The following is a 16,557-nucleotide window of genomic DNA, read 5'->3' as shown; positions in this document are numbered from 1 at the left end:
GGTCGCCCCAAATTATACAAGAGTAAATTGCCCAAAAGCAAGACGCAGGAATTATCGAACAGCACGGTTGCCTATTCCAATGCTCGGGGGCGTTTGCCTTATGAATTGGTGAAATTAGTGTTTGATTCTTCGGCTGATTTTGGGGAGTTGGAGCAGGAACAATGGCATGGTTTACATACTTATATCACCGATGGCACCTACTTGCAATTGCAAGATACAGAAGCGATTAGGGAAGTTTATCCACCCATAGAAAACAATGGGATGTTTCCACAAGCACTTTTGCAAACATTTATCCGTCAAGGTAGCGGTCAGGTCAGCCAATACAGCATCGGAAGTCGCAAAGAGTCTGAATTGCAATTAGTTATACCGATGATAAAAACTCTAAAAGAAAATGATTTACTTTTAGCCGATGATTTGTACAATACATTTTATCATTTTTATTTGATACAGAAGCAAAACGCACACATCATTGTTCCCGGCAAGCGGGACAGAAATTATACGGTTATCAAGCAGATAAGTCCAAACGATGAAATCGTTGAAATAAAAAAATATCGGCGACCGAATTATGTCAGCAAAGCGGAGTGGAAACAAATACCAAAATGTATTCGCCTTCGCCGGATTAGCTACAATTATACGACCAACAACAGCGGTTCAAAATCGGCTGTGCTTTATACAACCTTGACAGATGAAACAATTTCTGCGGCAGATATAGTCTTTAAATACGGTACTCGCTGGGATATAGAAATTACGATTCGAGAGGTAAAAACCTTGATGGATATCAATGTATTGAGAAGCAAAAGTCCTGAAATGCTGAAAAAAGAGTTGTCCATAGCCTTAACGGCATACAATTTGGTTCGCAAAACCATTGCACGGTCGGCTGATAAAGCCGACTTTTCCCCCCAAGAGGATATCTTTCAAAGGTGCGTTGAGATTAGTCGCCCTATTCTTCTTGACAAGAAAGGGAGGGTATTCTACCGATGGTCTCCGGGACGATATGGAAAAACTTCTAAAACAAATCCGCAAGCAGCTCATCCCATTTAGAGAGCAAAGCCGACATTATACAAGGAAAACGAAAAAGGGTAAGTATCAGAAATATGCATGATAAAAATTCTATATTAGTGACATTACGTACAAGCGAAGCGCAGTGCGGGGTGAGGCGACCACCCCACCCACAGCAACCCGTATGGGTCGAACATACAGGTTGCACACCTACGGTGTGCCAGAGGGGAGGCGAGCACTTGACCCCGCACTGCGCTATCGCTTGTACGGGGTTATCGAAATTTTACGCCTTCCGGCGTAACAAGTGGAAGCAAAAATGTAGATATCACTGAAATTTGATGCGGTTGCCCTGGCGCTGCTTGTCGTCTAATCTTATTACGGTGGCTAACTGCCCAGTACATTAGGCTCGCTAATGCCTCACTACTGCCGTGCAATTGACATATATAGTAAATCTATCCTTATTCGCTACATTACCCTTGTATGCTACTTTATTGTTTTGGCACCAATCGCGGATTTGTGGGAACAATGAATAACTATCATTAATTCGTACAGTAATTACATACTGGTAATCATCACCATAGTATGGGCTAACAATAACGTCACCCTCAGCACTGGCTGTTGTGGCATTAACCCCGTTGAACCTTTTGAGACTCAAATGCAATGTTGATTCCACATAATTTGGGCCGGTTTCGAACTTAGTTGTAATTTTTTGTAATATTAGCGTGTCTTTTTGCCCTGCACCTTGCTTTATGGTGATGGGATTTACTACTGCCTCGATATTTAACTCTGATATACCCACATTTGGATTGCTTCGTACATCAGTGGTGTCATCTCCCGGCAGTATAGTTTCATCATTGCATGACATCAGTCCTGTCAGGGCTAGTATCATAGCTGCTAATACCATCCCTCGAACAGGATGCGTTCTCATAACTTTTTTGTCGTAATATTTATTCATAACTTAATTTGTTATTGTTTTTGAAGCTGCAAAGGTAGATACTATTTCATTGATAATCAAGAAATTTAATGGTAAATATTACCCTAAAAAATGGTGATTTTTACCCGATTTTCGGGTAGATTTTACCCATTTTTTCGGCTTAAAAAATAATTTCGAGCGCAAAGGTACACATTTTGCTATATTCACGAATAATGTTGTACATTTGTACCCAAATTATGACGCAAATTTAGAGAAATATATGTTTTCAGGAATAGTAGAAGAGGCTGCTACGGTGGTCAACAGGGTGATGGAACAGGGCAATTTGCATTTGACATTGCGTTGTTCCTTTTTGGGCGAATTGAAAATTGACCAGAGTGTGTCGCACAATGGCGTATGTCTGACGGTCGTAAACCTCACGGAGGATAGCTACACGGTGACTGCCATCAAAGAGACGCTTGACAAGACGAATCTTGGGCTGCTGAAAATCGGCGATAAGGTGAATGTCGAACGCAGTATGCAAATGAACGGTCGGCTGGACGGACATATCGTGCAGGGGCATGTCGACCAAACAGCCGAATGCACACAAGTGGTTGAAAATCAAGGCAGTTGGTACTACTCGTTCAAATATCACTTTGACAAGACCATGGCGCAACAGGGTTATATGACCGTTGAGAAAGGCTCCGTGTGTGTCAATGGCGTGAGTTTGACGGTGGTTAATTCGCAGGACGCCGGTTTTCAGGTGGCAATCATCCCCTACACCTACGAATTTACCAATTTTCATCAAATAAACGCGGGTACAATCGTTAATCTGGAATTTGACATCATAGGCAAATATCTAAGCAAACTAAACAAATTCAACGCATGAAAAGCCGAAGGTCATTCGCTCTCATCTGCATCCTGCTAACTGCAAACTGGTCTCCGGTCACCGGTCACTGGTTTCCGGCTACTGCACAGCAGTTAAATAAAGCGTTGACCTACAAAAAATACACATTGGACGACACCTATAACTACAAAAGCCATGCACGCGAATTTCAATGGGACAAAATAAAAGCAAATTTGGCAGAGGTTGACCAATTTTACCTCGCTATCGGCGAATCATGGGGCATTTTGAAAAATAAAAGCAATGAACGCGGAGAACCCCCTTTGCCCCGCAACAGCAAAAGGAACGAATACCAGACGATGACCGATAGCTACGGTAAGGAGCGCGACCAAGCCATTCCGCTGTATTTGCCCAAGGATTTGAAGGTGCCCGAACGCTATGGGAGCGACGGTTCGCTGGTAAAAATCATTGGGAAGCAAGAGGGTTTTAGCATTGTAAAGATGTTTAATATGGACAAAATATACAGGATACCCTCACAATATGTTTACCAAATGTCGAAAGACACCGGATTTGAAAAGGTGGTGGTCGTTGACCGCAAAAATCAAAACATCTCCACGTATGAAAAAGTGAATGCCGATTGGGTGGTGCGTAGCATGAACCCCTGCACCACCGGCGCACACCGACCACCCTATCAACATCCAACACCATTGGGCATGTTCGTCATCCAAAACAAGGTGAAAGTGATGCCATTTTGTAAGGACGGAACACGGGAAATCGGCGGCTGGGCACCTTGGGCAAGTCGTTTTTCTGAAGGAGCTTACCTCCACGGGGTGCCGGTGGGTGCTTCCGACTCAACGCTTCATTTGGCTTCGGAAAAGAATATTGTGGAGTTTCGCTCATCGTTGGGCACCATCCCCCTGTCGCATGCCTGTGTGCGTAATGCCTCCTCACACGCAAAATTTATTTACGACAAATTTCCGCCGGAAGAGACATTAGTTTTTGTGATTGAATGATTAAAAATGATTTAAAATTATAGCATTATGAAACAGTTATTTGGTATTTTATTGGCATTTTGCCTTTGTTCATCTACGTTTGCAGTACCTGAAACAGAGGTGGCTGTTGATACGTTCGCGTTCACAACCGTGAAAGAAGTTCCGATTACATCGGTCAAAAATCAGGCGAGTTCCGGCACTTGTTGGAGCTTTTCGGGCTTGGGACAGCTTGAAGCCGAGTTGTTGCGTCAAGGGAAAGGCGAAACAGACCTGTCGGAAATGTTTGTTGTGTGGCACAATTTTGTCGACAAAGCCCAAAAGTATGTGCGCATGCACGGTACGCTGAATTTTGCGGCGGGAGGTTCGTTTCAGGACGTTCTCGACTGCATCAAAGATTACGGCATCGTGCCAAATGAGGTCTTGGAAGGGCTGAATTATGGTGAAGAAAAGCACAAGCACAACGAATTGGACGATGCCCTGAAGGCTTACCTGAACGTGGTGGTGAAAAATCCGAACAAACGCCTCTCAACAGGATGGCAGGCCGGTTTTGAAGGCATTTTGGATGCCTATTTGGGAAAACTCCCCGAAAAATTTACCTACAAAGGCAAGGAGTACACCCCCAAAAGTTATGCGCAATCGCTTGGACTGCAACCTGCTGATTATGTGAGCATTACATCGTTCACGCACCACCCGTTTTACACCGCATTCCCGTTGGAAATTCCGGACAATTGGCGATGGGCAAATTCCTGCAATGTGCCGCTGGACGAACTGATGAGCATCATCGACCAGGCGTTAGAAAAGGGCTACACTGTAGCCTGGGCAACGGATGTGAGCGAAAAAGGCTTCACGCGCAAAGGCATAGCCGTAGTGCCGGACGCCAATGCCACACAGGGCGTTGGCAGCGACCAAGCCCACTGGTTAGGCATATCCCAATCCGAACGCGATTCGCTGGTAAACCTGTTAAAGGGACCGGTGCCGGAAAAAACAATCACGCAGGCGATGCGTCAGGAGGCATTCGACCGCTACGAAACAACGGACGACCACGGCATGCTCATCTATGGCACAGCCCAAGACCAAAACGGCACACGCTATTACAAGGTAAAAAATTCGTGGGACACCACAGCCGGCTATGAGGGCAGCTGGTATGCTTCTGTGCCGTTTGTGCAGTACAAAACGGTCTCGATAGTGGTGCATAAAGACGTGTTGTCGAAAGAGTTGCGAAAAAAGTTGGGTTTGTAAAAGAAAATCATCCGAACAAATCGGGGCGCAGCAGTTTTGTGCGCTCAATGGACTGTTGCAATTCCCAGTTGCGGACGTTGGCTTCGTGACCGGAGAGGAGAATTTCGGGGACTTTCCAGCCATTGTAATCCGATGGGCGCGTATAGACCGGTGCTGCCAACAGATTGTCTTGAAAGGAGTCGGAGAGTGCCGACTGCTCATCGCCAATGGCACCCGGAATCAGCCTCACAATAGCATCAGCCATTACTGCGGCAGCTAATTCGCCGCCGGTGAGAACATAATCGCCAATGGAAATTTCGCGTGTAATCAGGTGTTCGCGAATACGGTAGTCAATGCCTTTGTAGTGTCCGCAGAGGATAATCAGATTTTGGCAGAGCGATAATTGGTTGGCAATGTGCTGATTAAACGTTTCACCATCGGGGGAGGTGTAAATCACTTCATCGTAGTTGCGTTCTGCTTTCAGAGCCGTGATAGCACGGTCTATCGGTTCGCATTGCAGCACCATACCTGCCTGTCCGCCAAAGGGATAGTCGTCCACGCGGCGGTGTCGCTTGTCCGACGAATAATCGCGCAAATCGTGCAATCGAATGTCCACAAGCCCATTATCCTGCGCCCGCTTCAAAATAGAGCAGTTGAGAGGACTATCCAGCAATTCCGGCAAAACACTAATGATATCAATGCGCATAGAAAACTCATAACTCATAACTAATTCGCCATGAGTTCCATCTGCTTCTCGTTCGCCATTTTTCGGATGTTCATGATGGCGTATCGCATCCGTCCCAATGCCGTGTTGATGCTTACGCCGGTCATATCCGCAATTTCTTTGAAGCTAAAATCCTGATAATAGCGCAGTTGGACAACTTCTTTCTGATTGGCGGGCAGAAATTCGACGAGATGCTGCACATCGGACGTGATTTGGTCGCGCACCATCGTGTCTTCAATCGTTTCGTCTGCCAGTCGAAAATCGTTCAGCAAATCGTAGTCATAATCATCGTTAGAGACCGTTTGTTCGTACTTTTGTTGCCTGAAATGGTCTATAATCAGGTTGTGTGCGATGCGATTTATCCACGCACGGAACTTCCCGTTATCCACATAGCGGTCCTGTTTGATAGTCATAATGGCTTTCACAAAAGTTTCCTGAAAGATGTCTTCAGCGAGTTCGCGGTTGCGAACCGTGAAATGGATGTACGAAAAAACTCCGCTCTTGTGCCTGTTAAGCAAGGCATCAAAGGCAGCATTTTCGCCGTTTGCATAGGCTCTGACCAACTCTTCGTCGGTCAACTGTGATAATTGCATCATTGTTTTACTCTTTATTGATTCGAGTAATTTTCATCATAAACAAACTATTTACCATTTTTATATTCAAATATCGCGGCAAAGGTAAACTTTTTTTTTGAAATAACAAAATTTTTTATTTATTAGGCTAAAAAATAATTTCGGGTGCTATGAAAAATATATATTTAATTTGCAATGCCGATAATTAAAACAAAATCACTACCTTTGTTCGAAAATATGAAAGAGTTAAACAAAAAATTAGATGACCCACAAGCATCTCTGAGGCACAGAGATATTATTTTGGGGAAGCCATTCTTGAAGCAAATTTATCAGGAATGGTATCAAGATTTCATTCAAACATCGCAATCGGTTAAGAATGAGGGAGATAATAGGGTGGGGGAGACAAATTTGGAAATCGGCTCGGGTGGCGGTTTTTTAAAGTCAGTCTTTCCGGAAGTGCTCACGTCCGACATCTTGGAACTGCCCGGCGTTGACCTTGTTTGCAATGCCGAAAATCTGCCTTTCGACGACAACTCACTGTCGTGCATCATGATGCTAAACACTTTTCACCACATCCCGCGTCCGTATCTCTTTTTAAACGAAGCGCAACGCACATTGAAAAGAGGCGGAAAAATCATCATGATAGAACCGGCAAACACCCTTTTAAGCCGTTTCATATACCAAAATTTTCATCATGAACCTTTTGATACGAAAGGGGAAATGGAAATCCTTCCGGGAAATCCGTTGAGCAATTCCAATCAGGCTTTTCCCTATATTTATTTTGAACGCGAAAAAAATCTTTTCAAAGAAAACTACCCCTTGCTCAAAATCAATGTTATCAAATATCACACCCCCTTGCGATATATATTGAGCGGTGGACTTTCACACAAAGCAATGGTCCCCGCCGGATGGTATAAATTCATAAAAGGAGTGGAAACCCTGCTATCTCCATTATCCAAAAAGGTGGGACTTTTTTGCACTATTGAAATCGAAAAAATCGGAAATTGTTGATATAAATTGTTCTGTAATTGAGAATAAAAAATCGTACCTTTGCGCCCGAAATGAGTATAAAATCACAAATTCACATCCGGAATGGAGAATAAAACAGTTGCGATAAAAATTGGGGATTACTTGTATAAGCATTGTTTCGGTGCTTACAAAATACTGTACCCCATCATGAAGCACTATCAGGATGGTGCCGAAATCAAGTTGATAAAAGCCAATGTCAATTCCGGCGACACCGTGCTGGACATTGGGGCAAACATTGGTTTTGTTACACGGATAATGAGCCGAAGCGTGGGTAAACAGGGCTGTGTTTACGCCTTTGAGCCGGACGAGGTGAACTTCCGGCACCTGCAAGCAGCCACCCAATCGCTCAGCAACGTGACCCTCAAGCACGCGGCAGTGAGCAACACCTCCGGCACTATCACCGTCTATAAATCGCCTATGCTCAATGTGGACCACCGCACCTATCCGATTGACGACTACACCTCCAAGAGCGAGGTCGCGTGCCTGTCCATAGATGACTTTTTGCCCGAAGATACAAAACTTGATTTCATCAAAATGGACATACAGGGCTACGAATTTACTGCCCTGCAAGGCATGAAAAACACGCTGATGCGCAACCGCGACCATCTGAAACTATTTATGGAACTGTGGCCCGCAGGATTGAAAAGAGCAGGTTCGTCGGCATCCGCCGTCATCGCTTTTTTGGAAAAGTGCGGCTTCCAGCCGCACTTGCAGCGAGGTCAGAGGCTATCGCCTCTAACCTCGCTGCAAGCAAAAGACTACGACGACGAGCCTGATAATATTTATTTCAATATTTTTGTAAAGAAAGCAATAGAAAAATGAAAACAAAGCAAAGCAAAAAAGCGGTCGTGGCAGAGAAGCTCGGCGTGTTCGACAAAGTAGAAAATTATTTGGCAGGGAAAGATAAAATTTTCCTGTGGGTGTGCCTCGCCACCGCATTCGTATTTGCGTGTCTGCTGTTCAGCACGCGAATTACAGACGCTAACGACGATGCCCTCTACATAGAAAGCGCAGCGGCGTGGGCTGATGCCGGTTTTTTTAATCATTATGGCGGGGTCACAGCTCCTCTTTTTTCTATGTTTTTGACGCTACTTGTTGCCATTTTCGGTGTTAATCTGGTTGCACTGAAAGCGTTTTCGGTCATCTGTTTTGTATTGGGCATATTTCTGGTATATGTGGCTTTCCGGCGCAGAATACCCTGTTTGATTCTTTTCCCCGCCCTGCTGCTCACTGCGCTCAACTCGCTGTTTCTCTTTTATGCCAGTCAGGTATATATGGAGTGTTTTGCGCTAACCATTTTTGGGCTGTTTTTCATTGCCTGGTTCAAATTGGACGATGCGACGGACAACGGTGCCGATATTAAAAAGAATTGGAAACCGTTCCTTTTGATGGGCGGAGCCACCCTGCTGGTGTTTCTCACCCGCAATGTGGCTGCTGTGGCGATTGTTGCGCTGGTGGTTTACTTCCTGCTCTACAAAAAATATACGACGGCAGGGTATGCGGCAATTTCCTTTGGTTTGTTTGCCTTTTTGTATCACAAAGTGATTGTGCCGCTTTGTTGGGGTAATGTAGGAAGCCAGTTTGGACATCAAGGCAGTGCGATGTTCCAAAAAGATGCCTACAATGGGGCACTTGGACGAGAAGATTTCCACGGGATGGTTGTCCGTTTCTTTGAAAATGCAAAAATCTATTTTTCGCAATTATTTGAATTGGTATGCCTGAAACCCGAAAACAGCCCATACGGTTATTCCTTTTTTATCATTGCTTTGATTTTGGTGGGTCTTGGCGTTGGCTTCGCCGTTGTCAAAAAAAACAGGCACGTAGTAGCGGCGGCTCTGTATGCTGCAACTCTGTTGGGAGCAACATTTTTCGCACTGCAGACCTCTTGGGGGCAGCATCGACTCATCATGCTGTATATTCCCTATATTGCGATTGCCGTTTTTTACGGCATCGTTGAATTGCTCAAAAAGCCGGAGGCAAAAGGGCTTCAATGGCTATATGTGGGCGGCGTTGCCCTGCTGCTATTGCTCAACGTCACGCACACCGTTGGAAAAGCGAAACAAAATCTACCCGTATTGCAAAAAAACATAGCAGGAAATATGTATTATGGGTTCACTCCCGACTGGGTAAATTATTTTTTAATGAGTGAATGGGTGGCAGACAACCTGCCACATGATGTGGGTATTGCTTGTCGCAAAGCTCCCATGTCGTTTGTTTATGCGCACGGGCGAAAATTTGTGGGGATATATACTGTGCCGACTGTCGCCACAGATTCTGTGCTGCAAGCATCAAAATATAAGAACAGATTTGTAGGTTTAGAAACACGAGCAATACCGCAAGATGTTGTTTTCTCACTTCGACCTTACATGGAAGCATTAGTACTGGCGGATAACACCATATATTCGACATACGATGTACCGGAAGAATTATACAAACAACTGCGTCTTGATGGTACCGCATCCTACTACAGCGACCCGCAGAAAATGCTGGAAGTCATCCGTCAAACGCATCAAACTCATTATGGGGCATCTCCTGACGGATTGCTTCAATCGTTGAAAGCATCCAATGTTGGCTATGTGATAGATGCCAGTCTGCGGGTCAATCCTGCACAAAAAACAAATTCTGTCATCTCAACTGTTTGGCGGTATCTCTACTTCGTTGAGCACAAATATCAGGGCACTTTCCGCAAAATAGGGCAAATAGGCAAAGACGGTGAAGAACCGGCAATACTGTATGAGGTAGTCTATCCAAGTGGATTTTGACAAATTCTAATTATTTTTGCACTTTCAAATTTCATTAGCAGATGACAAAGCGGGATATACAAAATTTTTACGGGCAGAACGCCGAGAAACGGGAAAAATGGAATCGACGGGGGAGGTTTTATCACCAACTGCTCGCAAAGTATTTTTCATTTATCATTCCGGAGGGCAGAAGGGTGATTGAAATTGGGTGCGGGTCGGGCGATTTGCTGAATGCCGTTAAGCCCTCTTACGGTGTAGGCATTGATTTTGCACCGGAAGTGATTGACATTGCGCGCCGGAAACACCCTGATTTGCATTTCTGCGTGGATGATGTGGAGACTATGCAGTCTGATGAAAAATTTGATTACGTCATTTTGAGCGATACTTTAACTTGCTTGTGGGATGCTCAAAAAGCGATTCATAATATTCGCCAACTGTGTTATCCGCACACGCGCATCGTCATTTCAAATTATAGTTTCTTGTGGGAGCCGGTTATCAAATTGCTGGAACTCATTGGATTAAAGCAAAAACAGCCTAATCAAAACTGGTTCTCTCCGACCGATATTGAGAATTTGTTGGCATTAGAAAATTACCGGATTATTAAGACGGAGAAAAAAGTGCTGTTTCCGCTCTATATTCCGCTGGTTAGTTCACTATTTAACAGGGTTTTATCGAATCTTCCCTTGCTGAACAATCTCAACTTGGTGAGCATTATTGTGGCACGTCCGATTCCGGTGCATGAAACCCATTCGAGTGTGACCATTGTTGTTCCGGCGCGAAACGAGCGCGGCAATATTGAAAACGCTATCAAGCGCACGCCAAATTTTGGCATCTCGCAAGAGTTTATTTTCATTGAGGGCGGCTCATCTGACGGAACGTATGAGGAAATGGAGCGTGTGCAAGCCGCCTATCCCGACAAAAATATTCGCCTGATGCGACAGACAGAAAAAGGTAAAGGCAATGCCGTGCGCGAAGCCTTTGATGCAGCTACCGGCGATGTATTGATGATTTTGGATGCCGATTTGACCGTCCCGCCCGAAGAATTGCCGAAGTTTTACGAGGCTTTGCGCGACAATAAAGGCGAATTTATCAACGGTTGCCGCTTGGTATATCCGATGGACAAAAACGCGATGCGGTTTCTTAACTTGTTGGGCAACAAGTTCTTTGGCATGTTTTTCTCCTATCTGTTGAGTCAAAACTTGAAAGATACGCTGTGCGGCACGAAGGTGTTGTATCGCGAAGATTATGAAAAAATCAAAGCCAACCGCTCCTATTTTGGCGATTTTGACCCGTTTGGCGACTTTGATTTGCTGTTTGGGGCTGCCAAACAAAACTTGAAAATCACCGAAATCATCATCCGTTACAAAGACCGCGAGTATGGCTCCACTCAAATCAGCCGCTTCAAGCACGGAATTTTGCTGTTCCAAATGAGTTTTTTTGCCGCCCGAAAAATCAAGTTTATTTGATGGGGTGTGCGACAAATGTATAATCACCATTTCGTAATGGTAACTGTCAATGTGTCGTAATTGGCGGCTACTTTTACGTCTGATGTCAAGCTCAAAATCAATTTGCCGACACCTGTATTCAGTTGAGCATACGTGAATGTTACCGGTAATTCGGCGGCATACCGTCCGGCAGGGATTGTTGCCGATGCAGGAACTGTCGCCACGGCTGTTGAAGCGGCATCGACTGCAACTGTTGCGGCAATGTCCCTTTGCGGAGCATCTGCTATCAATTGTATCGACAAGACGATGGTTGTATCCGCTACAGTACCGGCATAACTATATGTCGCTGTTTTGCTCGCAAACGCAATTTGAGCAGGTCCATTATACGTTTTGTCATCTTCGCAGGCAACAAAGCCAAGCGCAAGAATGCCAAAAGCAAAATATTTCATTGTTGTTTTCATATACTTATTTTTTTATTATTAATATCCGGGATTAGGTTCCATATTGGGATTAGCATCCAACTCGCCTTGTGGAATCGGGAATGCACGCAGCTCGCTGGGGTAAGGAACCACCTTGTATAGCACGTTGGATGCATTATAGGCGCTGTTAATCGTTTTTTGGTAACGCTTCAAATCGAACAGATACTCTCCCTCAAAAGCCAGTTCTTTTCGTCTTTCCAGGAAAATTTTATCTTTCAAAGCATTGCCCGTCTCTGTGGATGCAGTTGCTGAGGCATCTGCCCGTTGACGGATTATATCCAAATAGGTGATTGCAGTCACATCATCACCGGTATAAGCCGAGGCTTCAGCATAATATAAATAGATATCCGACAAACGTACTAATGGAATATCACTCAAACCGAGCATTCCCTCCCGTGAAGGATATTTGTTGACCATTGTCGACCCGGTCATTGCTCCTGTACCGGCAAGGAAAAAGGCTGTTTTCCGAACATCCGTTGACTCATACAACGTTACAAGATTGTCCGATGCCCGCAAATTGCCATAACCGTCTTGTACATACAGATAACTCAACGAGAGCGCTGAGAGATAATCCGTAGAAAGATTTGAGATGGCAAACAAAAACTCTTTTTTTGCTGTTGCATTGTATTTGTTAGCCCATGCCGACACATAATTGGCATTTTCAAGGATAGAATAACCGCTATTATCAATAATATCCTTCAAAATTGGTTTTGCAGCAGCATAATCCAATTTCATCATGTGAGCCTTAGCTAATAACGCTTTGGCTGCCCAACTATTGATGCGATAGGGGGCATTGTCTTTGCCGCTTTGAGTTAATAAACCGGCTCCCTCTTGCAAGTCTGCAATGATATTGGTGTACACATCGCTAATTTTATCCCTTGCCGGTTTTTCGTAAACGCTACTTACCTTTATATAAGGAATTCCCAAGCCATTTTCACTACCGGGGTAGGCTTGCGCAAATATGCGTACCAAATCCAAATGCACCATGCCACGAATAACCAAGGCTTCACCCTTAATTTGTTGTTTTTGCTCATCGGTAGCAACAATACCATCCACTTTTGACAGTATTTTATTAGCCGCATTTATGGCAGAATAGCCATACAGCCACATATCAGCAGCATCTCCGGTTGCATTAGTCATCGACCATTGAGCCTCTGCTACAAGCTGAACACCATTCGGTGCAAGAATAACGTTTTCCGTAGTAGCATCGGGCGCTCCCAAATAATTTCTACCATAAAGGTACTCACTCTGAAATCTATCATAAATACCTACCAAAGCATAATTTGCCGTTATATTATCGGAAATTGCCGCATCTTCGGACATGGAGGTATAAGGGTCTTGTGTCAGAAAATCATCACATGAAACAAGTCCTGCACAAATTATCAATACTATTAATTCTAACTTTTTCATTTTCTTTTTATTTAAAATTTAACATCTAAACCAAACGTTACTGTGCGAGCATTGGGATATCCCATGTGGTAATAGCCCGCGTTTTTACCACCGCCTACTTCCGGATCCAAATCAGGGAATTTAGTAAAGGTGAGCAAGTTAGTTCCTTGCGCATATATCCGTACATTTTGCAATCCGGTAGGTTTTATGAATTTGTGGGGTAAAGTATAACCCAGCGTAACATCGCGCAGACGGAGATAAGAACCATCAAAGACACTTTTATCCGTTGTGGCATAACTAATGTTTTGAGGATAACCGTAATATGGTTTTGGATAGGCCGCAATATCGCCCTCTTTTTTCCAACGGTTAGTTATCACATCAAACTGATTATAAAGGTTTCTGCTACCTGAGCCGGTAAGATTTATCCAAGAATTATCGTAAATTTTGTTTCCGTAGGTGTAATAAAAGCCCAAGGATAAATCAACCCCATAAGCAAGGATTTTCGTATTGAAACCACCATAAAATTTTGGTGCAGCAGACCCCACAATCCGGCGGGTATCTCCATTTTCATTGTAGGCACGCATAATTTCACCGTCGTTGTCATAATACATTGGACTTCCATCTGCGGGATTTACACCTGCCCAGCGGTAGGTATAGAAACTTTGCAAATCTTCGCCTTCACGGTATATACCATAGGGGGGTAAACTGATGATTTCCGCCCCTTCATACAACTTGGTGATTTTGTTCGTGTTGGAAGTAATATTGAAGCCTGCTGTCCATTCAATATTATTCGTTCTGACAGGCGTACCGTTTAATGCGATTTCAATTCCGCTATTGGTTAGTTCTCCTACATTGGCAATAAGGGATGAGAAACCGGTCGCGCGTGACAGTTGGGAATTTAATAAAGCCTCCTTTGTGTCCCTGTTGTACCAATCAATAGTGGCACTTAAACGATTTTTCAAAATCGCTACGTCGATACCAATATCCAGGGACGTTGTTTTTTCCCATGTCAAATTGGGATTTTCAACCTGAGAAGGGAAAAGCCCTGCTTCTCCATTGTATTCGACGCCGGAATAGAGAGCCAACGCAGCATAACGGTCTATACCCGATTGATTTCCCGTAGTACCATAACTCGCACGCAAGTTCAAATTGTCAATAATATCCACCCGGTTCAAAAACTCTTCCTTGTTAATATACCACGAAAATCCTGTTGACCAGAAAGTGCTCCAACGATTATCCTTAGACAAGCGGGAAGAACCATCTCCACGTAAACTGGCAGATAAGAAATATTTTTGGTCATAATTGTAATTTGCCGTACCGAAGAAAGAAGCCAAAGAAGAGGCAAAACGTTCTCCGGCTGCATTAGAGGGAGTTGCACCCTGAGACATATAATGAGAATAACTACCGGCAAAATCCATCTTTTCACCTAACGCATAGCGATAGCCTTCCGATTGAGCCTCTTGACCTAATAAAATATTCAGATTATGTGAGTCTGATATCGTTTTAATATAGTTCAACGTAACGGTTTCATTCCATGAAAGTTGCTCAGTAATAGTAGATGATGCCATTCCATGTCCGGTACCTCCGGTTCCTCTTGGACGGGCATCCCTCCATTCTTCTTCTGTAAGGTAGAAATAATCATATCCTGCAATTCCTTTCAGCGTAAATCCATCCAAAAAAGACCATTGTACATACCCACTGGTAGTACTCCGAGCTGTTCGGGACGAAAAGTCATCATAAGCACTACTGGCCAAAAAATTGCCGTTTTGAGTTGTTGACATATAATTAATATTAGGTCCCGGTTCTAATGGAGTTCCATCGCTCAGAGTAGAACCAATACCAATAATTCCCGGCTCCAACGGAGAATGCAGTGCTGATGCATTTACCGGGTTAATCAAAAAACTGCCGGTAGTCATTGGCGAAAATTGGTCACTATAAGAAAGTGCCAAATTAGCCCCCATTTTAACGTTATTATTTACGGTATGGTCTAAATTGAGACGACCGGTATAACGCTTCAAATACGTATCAAGCACAATACCATCTTGGTCAAGAGCAGATAAACCAAGGAAAAATTTGGTTCGTTCGGTTCCGCCGGAAGCAGTGAAATCAGCAGTGGTAATCGGTGCGTTATCGTTATATGCAGCACCAATCCAGTCAAAATCATAAAAATCACCATCCGCATTCCGAACTTTGAATTGGTCGGCAATAAACTTATTCACTTGTTTTCCGGCAACCTCGACAGTACCGTCATTAAAACCTGCATTAGCGCGCGCTTCGGTGATATAATCAATGTATTGGTCTTTATTCAGCGTCTTCAACTTGTTGGAAGTGCGTGAAGAAAAACCGGTACTCAATTTTACATTGAATTGGGTTTTACCTGCTTTACCCTGTTTGGTGGTAATATAAACGACGCCATTGGAAGCACGAGACCCATAAATAGAAGTAGAAGCCGCATCTTTTAATATCGTTATCGATTCAATATCATTCGGATTGAGAGACGACAGGGCATTTAAGTTATCACCGCTCATAGAAGTCGCAGTAGTTTGTGCCGTACTGCCATAACTGCCTGACGCAATAGGTATTCCGTCCACAACATACAAAGGCGTTGTTCCACCGTTAATGGTACCTACTCCGCGAACAACTACCTGCTGACCTGCACCGGGTTGTCCTGAATTGGACAAAGACTGTACGCCGGCAACATTTCCTTGTAACGCTTTGTCAATAGAAGTTAACGGAATGTTCAAACGGTCGCTTTTCACTGTCACCTTTGCACCAAAAGGAGTTCCACCTTTGGATGCAATACCGTAACCCACGACCACCACCTCGTCAAGGTTAGCCGCATCTTCCGCTAATGTAACATTGATTGTTGTTTGCCCGTTCACGGGCACTTCCTGGGTTGAATAACCCAGATACGCCACCGCGATGGTGGCATTTGGCGATACTCGGAGCGAGTATTTTCCGTCAATGTCGGTTGCTACACCGTTGCCCGGATTGCCTTTTTCGGTAACACCGGCTCCGATGATGGGACCATCCGCATCGGACACCACGCCGGTTACGGCGATTTTAGCTTCTTGGGGAGCTTGCGCCTTTAGCAAAGTTGCCCCCCCCCCCCCCCCAAAGACAACGCTACTTAACAGCAAAGCTTTTACGAAGTTTTTAAATTTCTTTCTCATAAAAACAAATTTAAATTGTTTAACATTTTTCTTTGAATTGCC

General features: G+C 44.2%; 14 protein-coding genes. 8 read left to right on the top strand and 6 right to left on the bottom strand.

The window, feature by feature from the left end; all coding sequences use genetic code 11:
- On the top strand, positions 1-1,041 hold a 1,041-nt coding region (locus tag ASC50_RS01185), incomplete at its 5' end, for an IS4 family transposase (RefSeq protein WP_158648236.1).
- Positions 1,042-1,408: 367 nt separating this feature from the next.
- Here ASC50_RS01185 and ASC50_RS01180 read toward each other — a convergent pair.
- Complete coding sequence (locus ASC50_RS01180) at positions 1,409-1,954, bottom strand: hypothetical protein (RefSeq protein ID WP_055431541.1); 546 nt, start codon at positions 1,952-1,954, stop codon at positions 1,409-1,411.
- 238 nt (positions 1,955-2,192) lie between these two features.
- On the opposite strand from ASC50_RS01180, the gene ASC50_RS01175 reads away from it, so the two are divergent.
- From ASC50_RS01175 to ASC50_RS01165, 3 genes are read left to right on the top strand one after another with little or no spacing between them, the layout of a single operon-like run.
- On the top strand, positions 2,193-2,798 hold the full coding sequence (locus ASC50_RS01175; RefSeq protein WP_055431550.1) for a riboflavin synthase: 606 nt from the start codon (positions 2,193-2,195) through the stop codon (positions 2,796-2,798).
- Positions 2,795-3,766 (top strand): L,D-transpeptidase, encoded by a 972-nt coding sequence (locus ASC50_RS01170; RefSeq protein WP_055431542.1) that lies wholly within the window; start codon positions 2,795-2,797, stop codon positions 3,764-3,766. Before ASC50_RS01175 ends, ASC50_RS01170 begins: the two co-directional genes overlap by 4 nt.
- Positions 3,767-3,793: 27 nt before the next feature.
- A complete protein-coding gene (locus ASC50_RS01165) occupies positions 3,794-4,984 on the top strand; it encodes a C1 family peptidase (RefSeq protein WP_055431543.1) in 1,191 nt (396 codons plus the stop codon).
- Positions 4,985-4,991: 7 nt separating this feature from the next.
- Here the strand turns inward: ASC50_RS01165 and trmD are convergent, their stop codons facing one another.
- Positions 4,992-5,669, bottom strand: a complete 678-nt coding sequence (trmD, locus tag ASC50_RS01160) for a tRNA (guanosine(37)-N1)-methyltransferase TrmD (RefSeq protein WP_055431544.1) — start codon at positions 5,667-5,669, stop codon at positions 4,992-4,994.
- Positions 5,670-5,689: 20 nt separating this feature from the next.
- Complete coding sequence (locus ASC50_RS01155) at positions 5,690-6,283, bottom strand: sigma-70 family RNA polymerase sigma factor (protein WP_055431545.1); 594 nt, start codon at positions 6,281-6,283, stop codon at positions 5,690-5,692.
- Between the two features lie 213 nt (positions 6,284-6,496).
- On the opposite strand from ASC50_RS01155, the gene ASC50_RS01150 reads away from it, so the two are divergent.
- The 4 genes from ASC50_RS01150 to ASC50_RS01135 all read left to right on the top strand — a co-directional run bounded on the left by ASC50_RS01150 (position 6,497) and on the right by ASC50_RS01135 (position 11,495).
- Positions 6,497-7,270, top strand: a complete 774-nt coding sequence (locus tag ASC50_RS01150; protein ID WP_158648235.1) for a class I SAM-dependent methyltransferase — start codon at positions 6,497-6,499, stop codon at positions 7,268-7,270.
- 165 nt (positions 7,271-7,435) lie between these two features.
- Positions 7,436-8,110: an FkbM family methyltransferase gene (locus tag ASC50_RS01145; protein ID WP_158648234.1), complete on the top strand. Its 675-nt coding sequence runs from the start codon at positions 7,436-7,438 to the stop codon at positions 8,108-8,110.
- Positions 8,107-10,050, top strand: coding sequence for an ArnT family glycosyltransferase (locus tag ASC50_RS01140; RefSeq protein WP_056928600.1), 1,944 nt, complete (start codon positions 8,107-8,109; stop codon positions 10,048-10,050). Before ASC50_RS01145 ends, ASC50_RS01140 begins: the two co-directional genes overlap by 4 nt.
- A gap of 41 nt (positions 10,051-10,091) precedes the next feature.
- On the top strand, positions 10,092-11,495 hold the full coding sequence (locus tag ASC50_RS01135; protein WP_055432921.1) for a glycosyltransferase: 1,404 nt from the start codon (positions 10,092-10,094) through the stop codon (positions 11,493-11,495).
- Between the two features lie 23 nt (positions 11,496-11,518).
- Here ASC50_RS01135 and ASC50_RS01130 read toward each other — a convergent pair whose 3' ends face one another.
- The 3 genes from ASC50_RS01130 to ASC50_RS01120 are packed head-to-tail and all read right to left on the bottom strand — an operon-like array spanning position 11,519 to position 16,515.
- Positions 11,519-11,935 (bottom strand): hypothetical protein, encoded by a 417-nt coding sequence (locus ASC50_RS01130; RefSeq protein ID WP_055432922.1) that lies wholly within the window; start codon positions 11,933-11,935, stop codon positions 11,519-11,521.
- A gap of 18 nt (positions 11,936-11,953) precedes the next feature.
- Complete coding sequence (locus ASC50_RS01125) at positions 11,954-13,363, bottom strand: RagB/SusD family nutrient uptake outer membrane protein (protein WP_082592016.1); 1,410 nt, start codon at positions 13,361-13,363, stop codon at positions 11,954-11,956.
- A gap of 11 nt (positions 13,364-13,374) precedes the next feature.
- Positions 13,375-16,515: a SusC/RagA family TonB-linked outer membrane protein gene (locus ASC50_RS01120; RefSeq protein WP_158648233.1), complete on the bottom strand. Its 3,141-nt coding sequence runs from the start codon at positions 16,513-16,515 to the stop codon at positions 13,375-13,377.
- Positions 16,516-16,557 lie beyond the last annotated feature (42 nt).

This window comes from Candidatus Symbiothrix dinenymphae (assembly GCF_001431085.1).
This window is presented reverse-complemented; position numbering and strand designations above follow the sequence as displayed.

Excerpts from the sequence above, each read along its gene's own strand:
- ASC50_RS01135 (WP_055432921.1), top strand. The coding sequence starts at position 10,092 with ATGACAAAGCGGGATATACAAAATTTTTACGGGCAGAACGCCGAGAAA.
- ASC50_RS01170 (WP_055431542.1), top strand. The coding sequence starts at position 2,795 with ATGAAAAGCCGAAGGTCATTCGCTCTCATCTGCATCCTGCTAACTGCA.
- trmD (WP_055431544.1), bottom strand. The coding sequence starts at position 5,669 with ATGCGCATTGATATCATTAGTGTTTTGCCGGAATTGCTGGATAGTCCT.
- ASC50_RS01165 (WP_055431543.1), top strand. The coding sequence starts at position 3,794 with ATGAAACAGTTATTTGGTATTTTATTGGCATTTTGCCTTTGTTCATCT.
- ASC50_RS01120 (WP_158648233.1), bottom strand. The coding sequence starts at position 16,515 with ATGAGAAAGAAATTTAAAAACTTCGTAAAAGCTTTGCTGTTAAGTAGC.
- ASC50_RS01175 (WP_055431550.1), top strand. The coding sequence starts at position 2,193 with ATGTTTTCAGGAATAGTAGAAGAGGCTGCTACGGTGGTCAACAGGGTG.
- ASC50_RS01125 (WP_082592016.1), bottom strand. The coding sequence starts at position 13,363 with ATGAAAAAGTTAGAATTAATAGTATTGATAATTTGTGCAGGACTTGTT.
- ASC50_RS01130 (WP_055432922.1), bottom strand. The coding sequence starts at position 11,935 with ATGAAAACAACAATGAAATATTTTGCTTTTGGCATTCTTGCGCTTGGC.
- ASC50_RS01155 (WP_055431545.1), bottom strand. The coding sequence starts at position 6,283 with ATGATGCAATTATCACAGTTGACCGACGAAGAGTTGGTCAGAGCCTAT.
- ASC50_RS01180 (WP_055431541.1), bottom strand. The coding sequence starts at position 1,954 with ATGAATAAATATTACGACAAAAAAGTTATGAGAACGCATCCTGTTCGA.
- ASC50_RS01140 (WP_056928600.1), top strand. The coding sequence starts at position 8,107 with ATGAAAACAAAGCAAAGCAAAAAAGCGGTCGTGGCAGAGAAGCTCGGC.
- ASC50_RS01150 (WP_158648235.1), top strand. The coding sequence starts at position 6,497 with ATGAAAGAGTTAAACAAAAAATTAGATGACCCACAAGCATCTCTGAGG.
- ASC50_RS01145 (WP_158648234.1), top strand. The coding sequence starts at position 7,436 with ATGAAGCACTATCAGGATGGTGCCGAAATCAAGTTGATAAAAGCCAAT.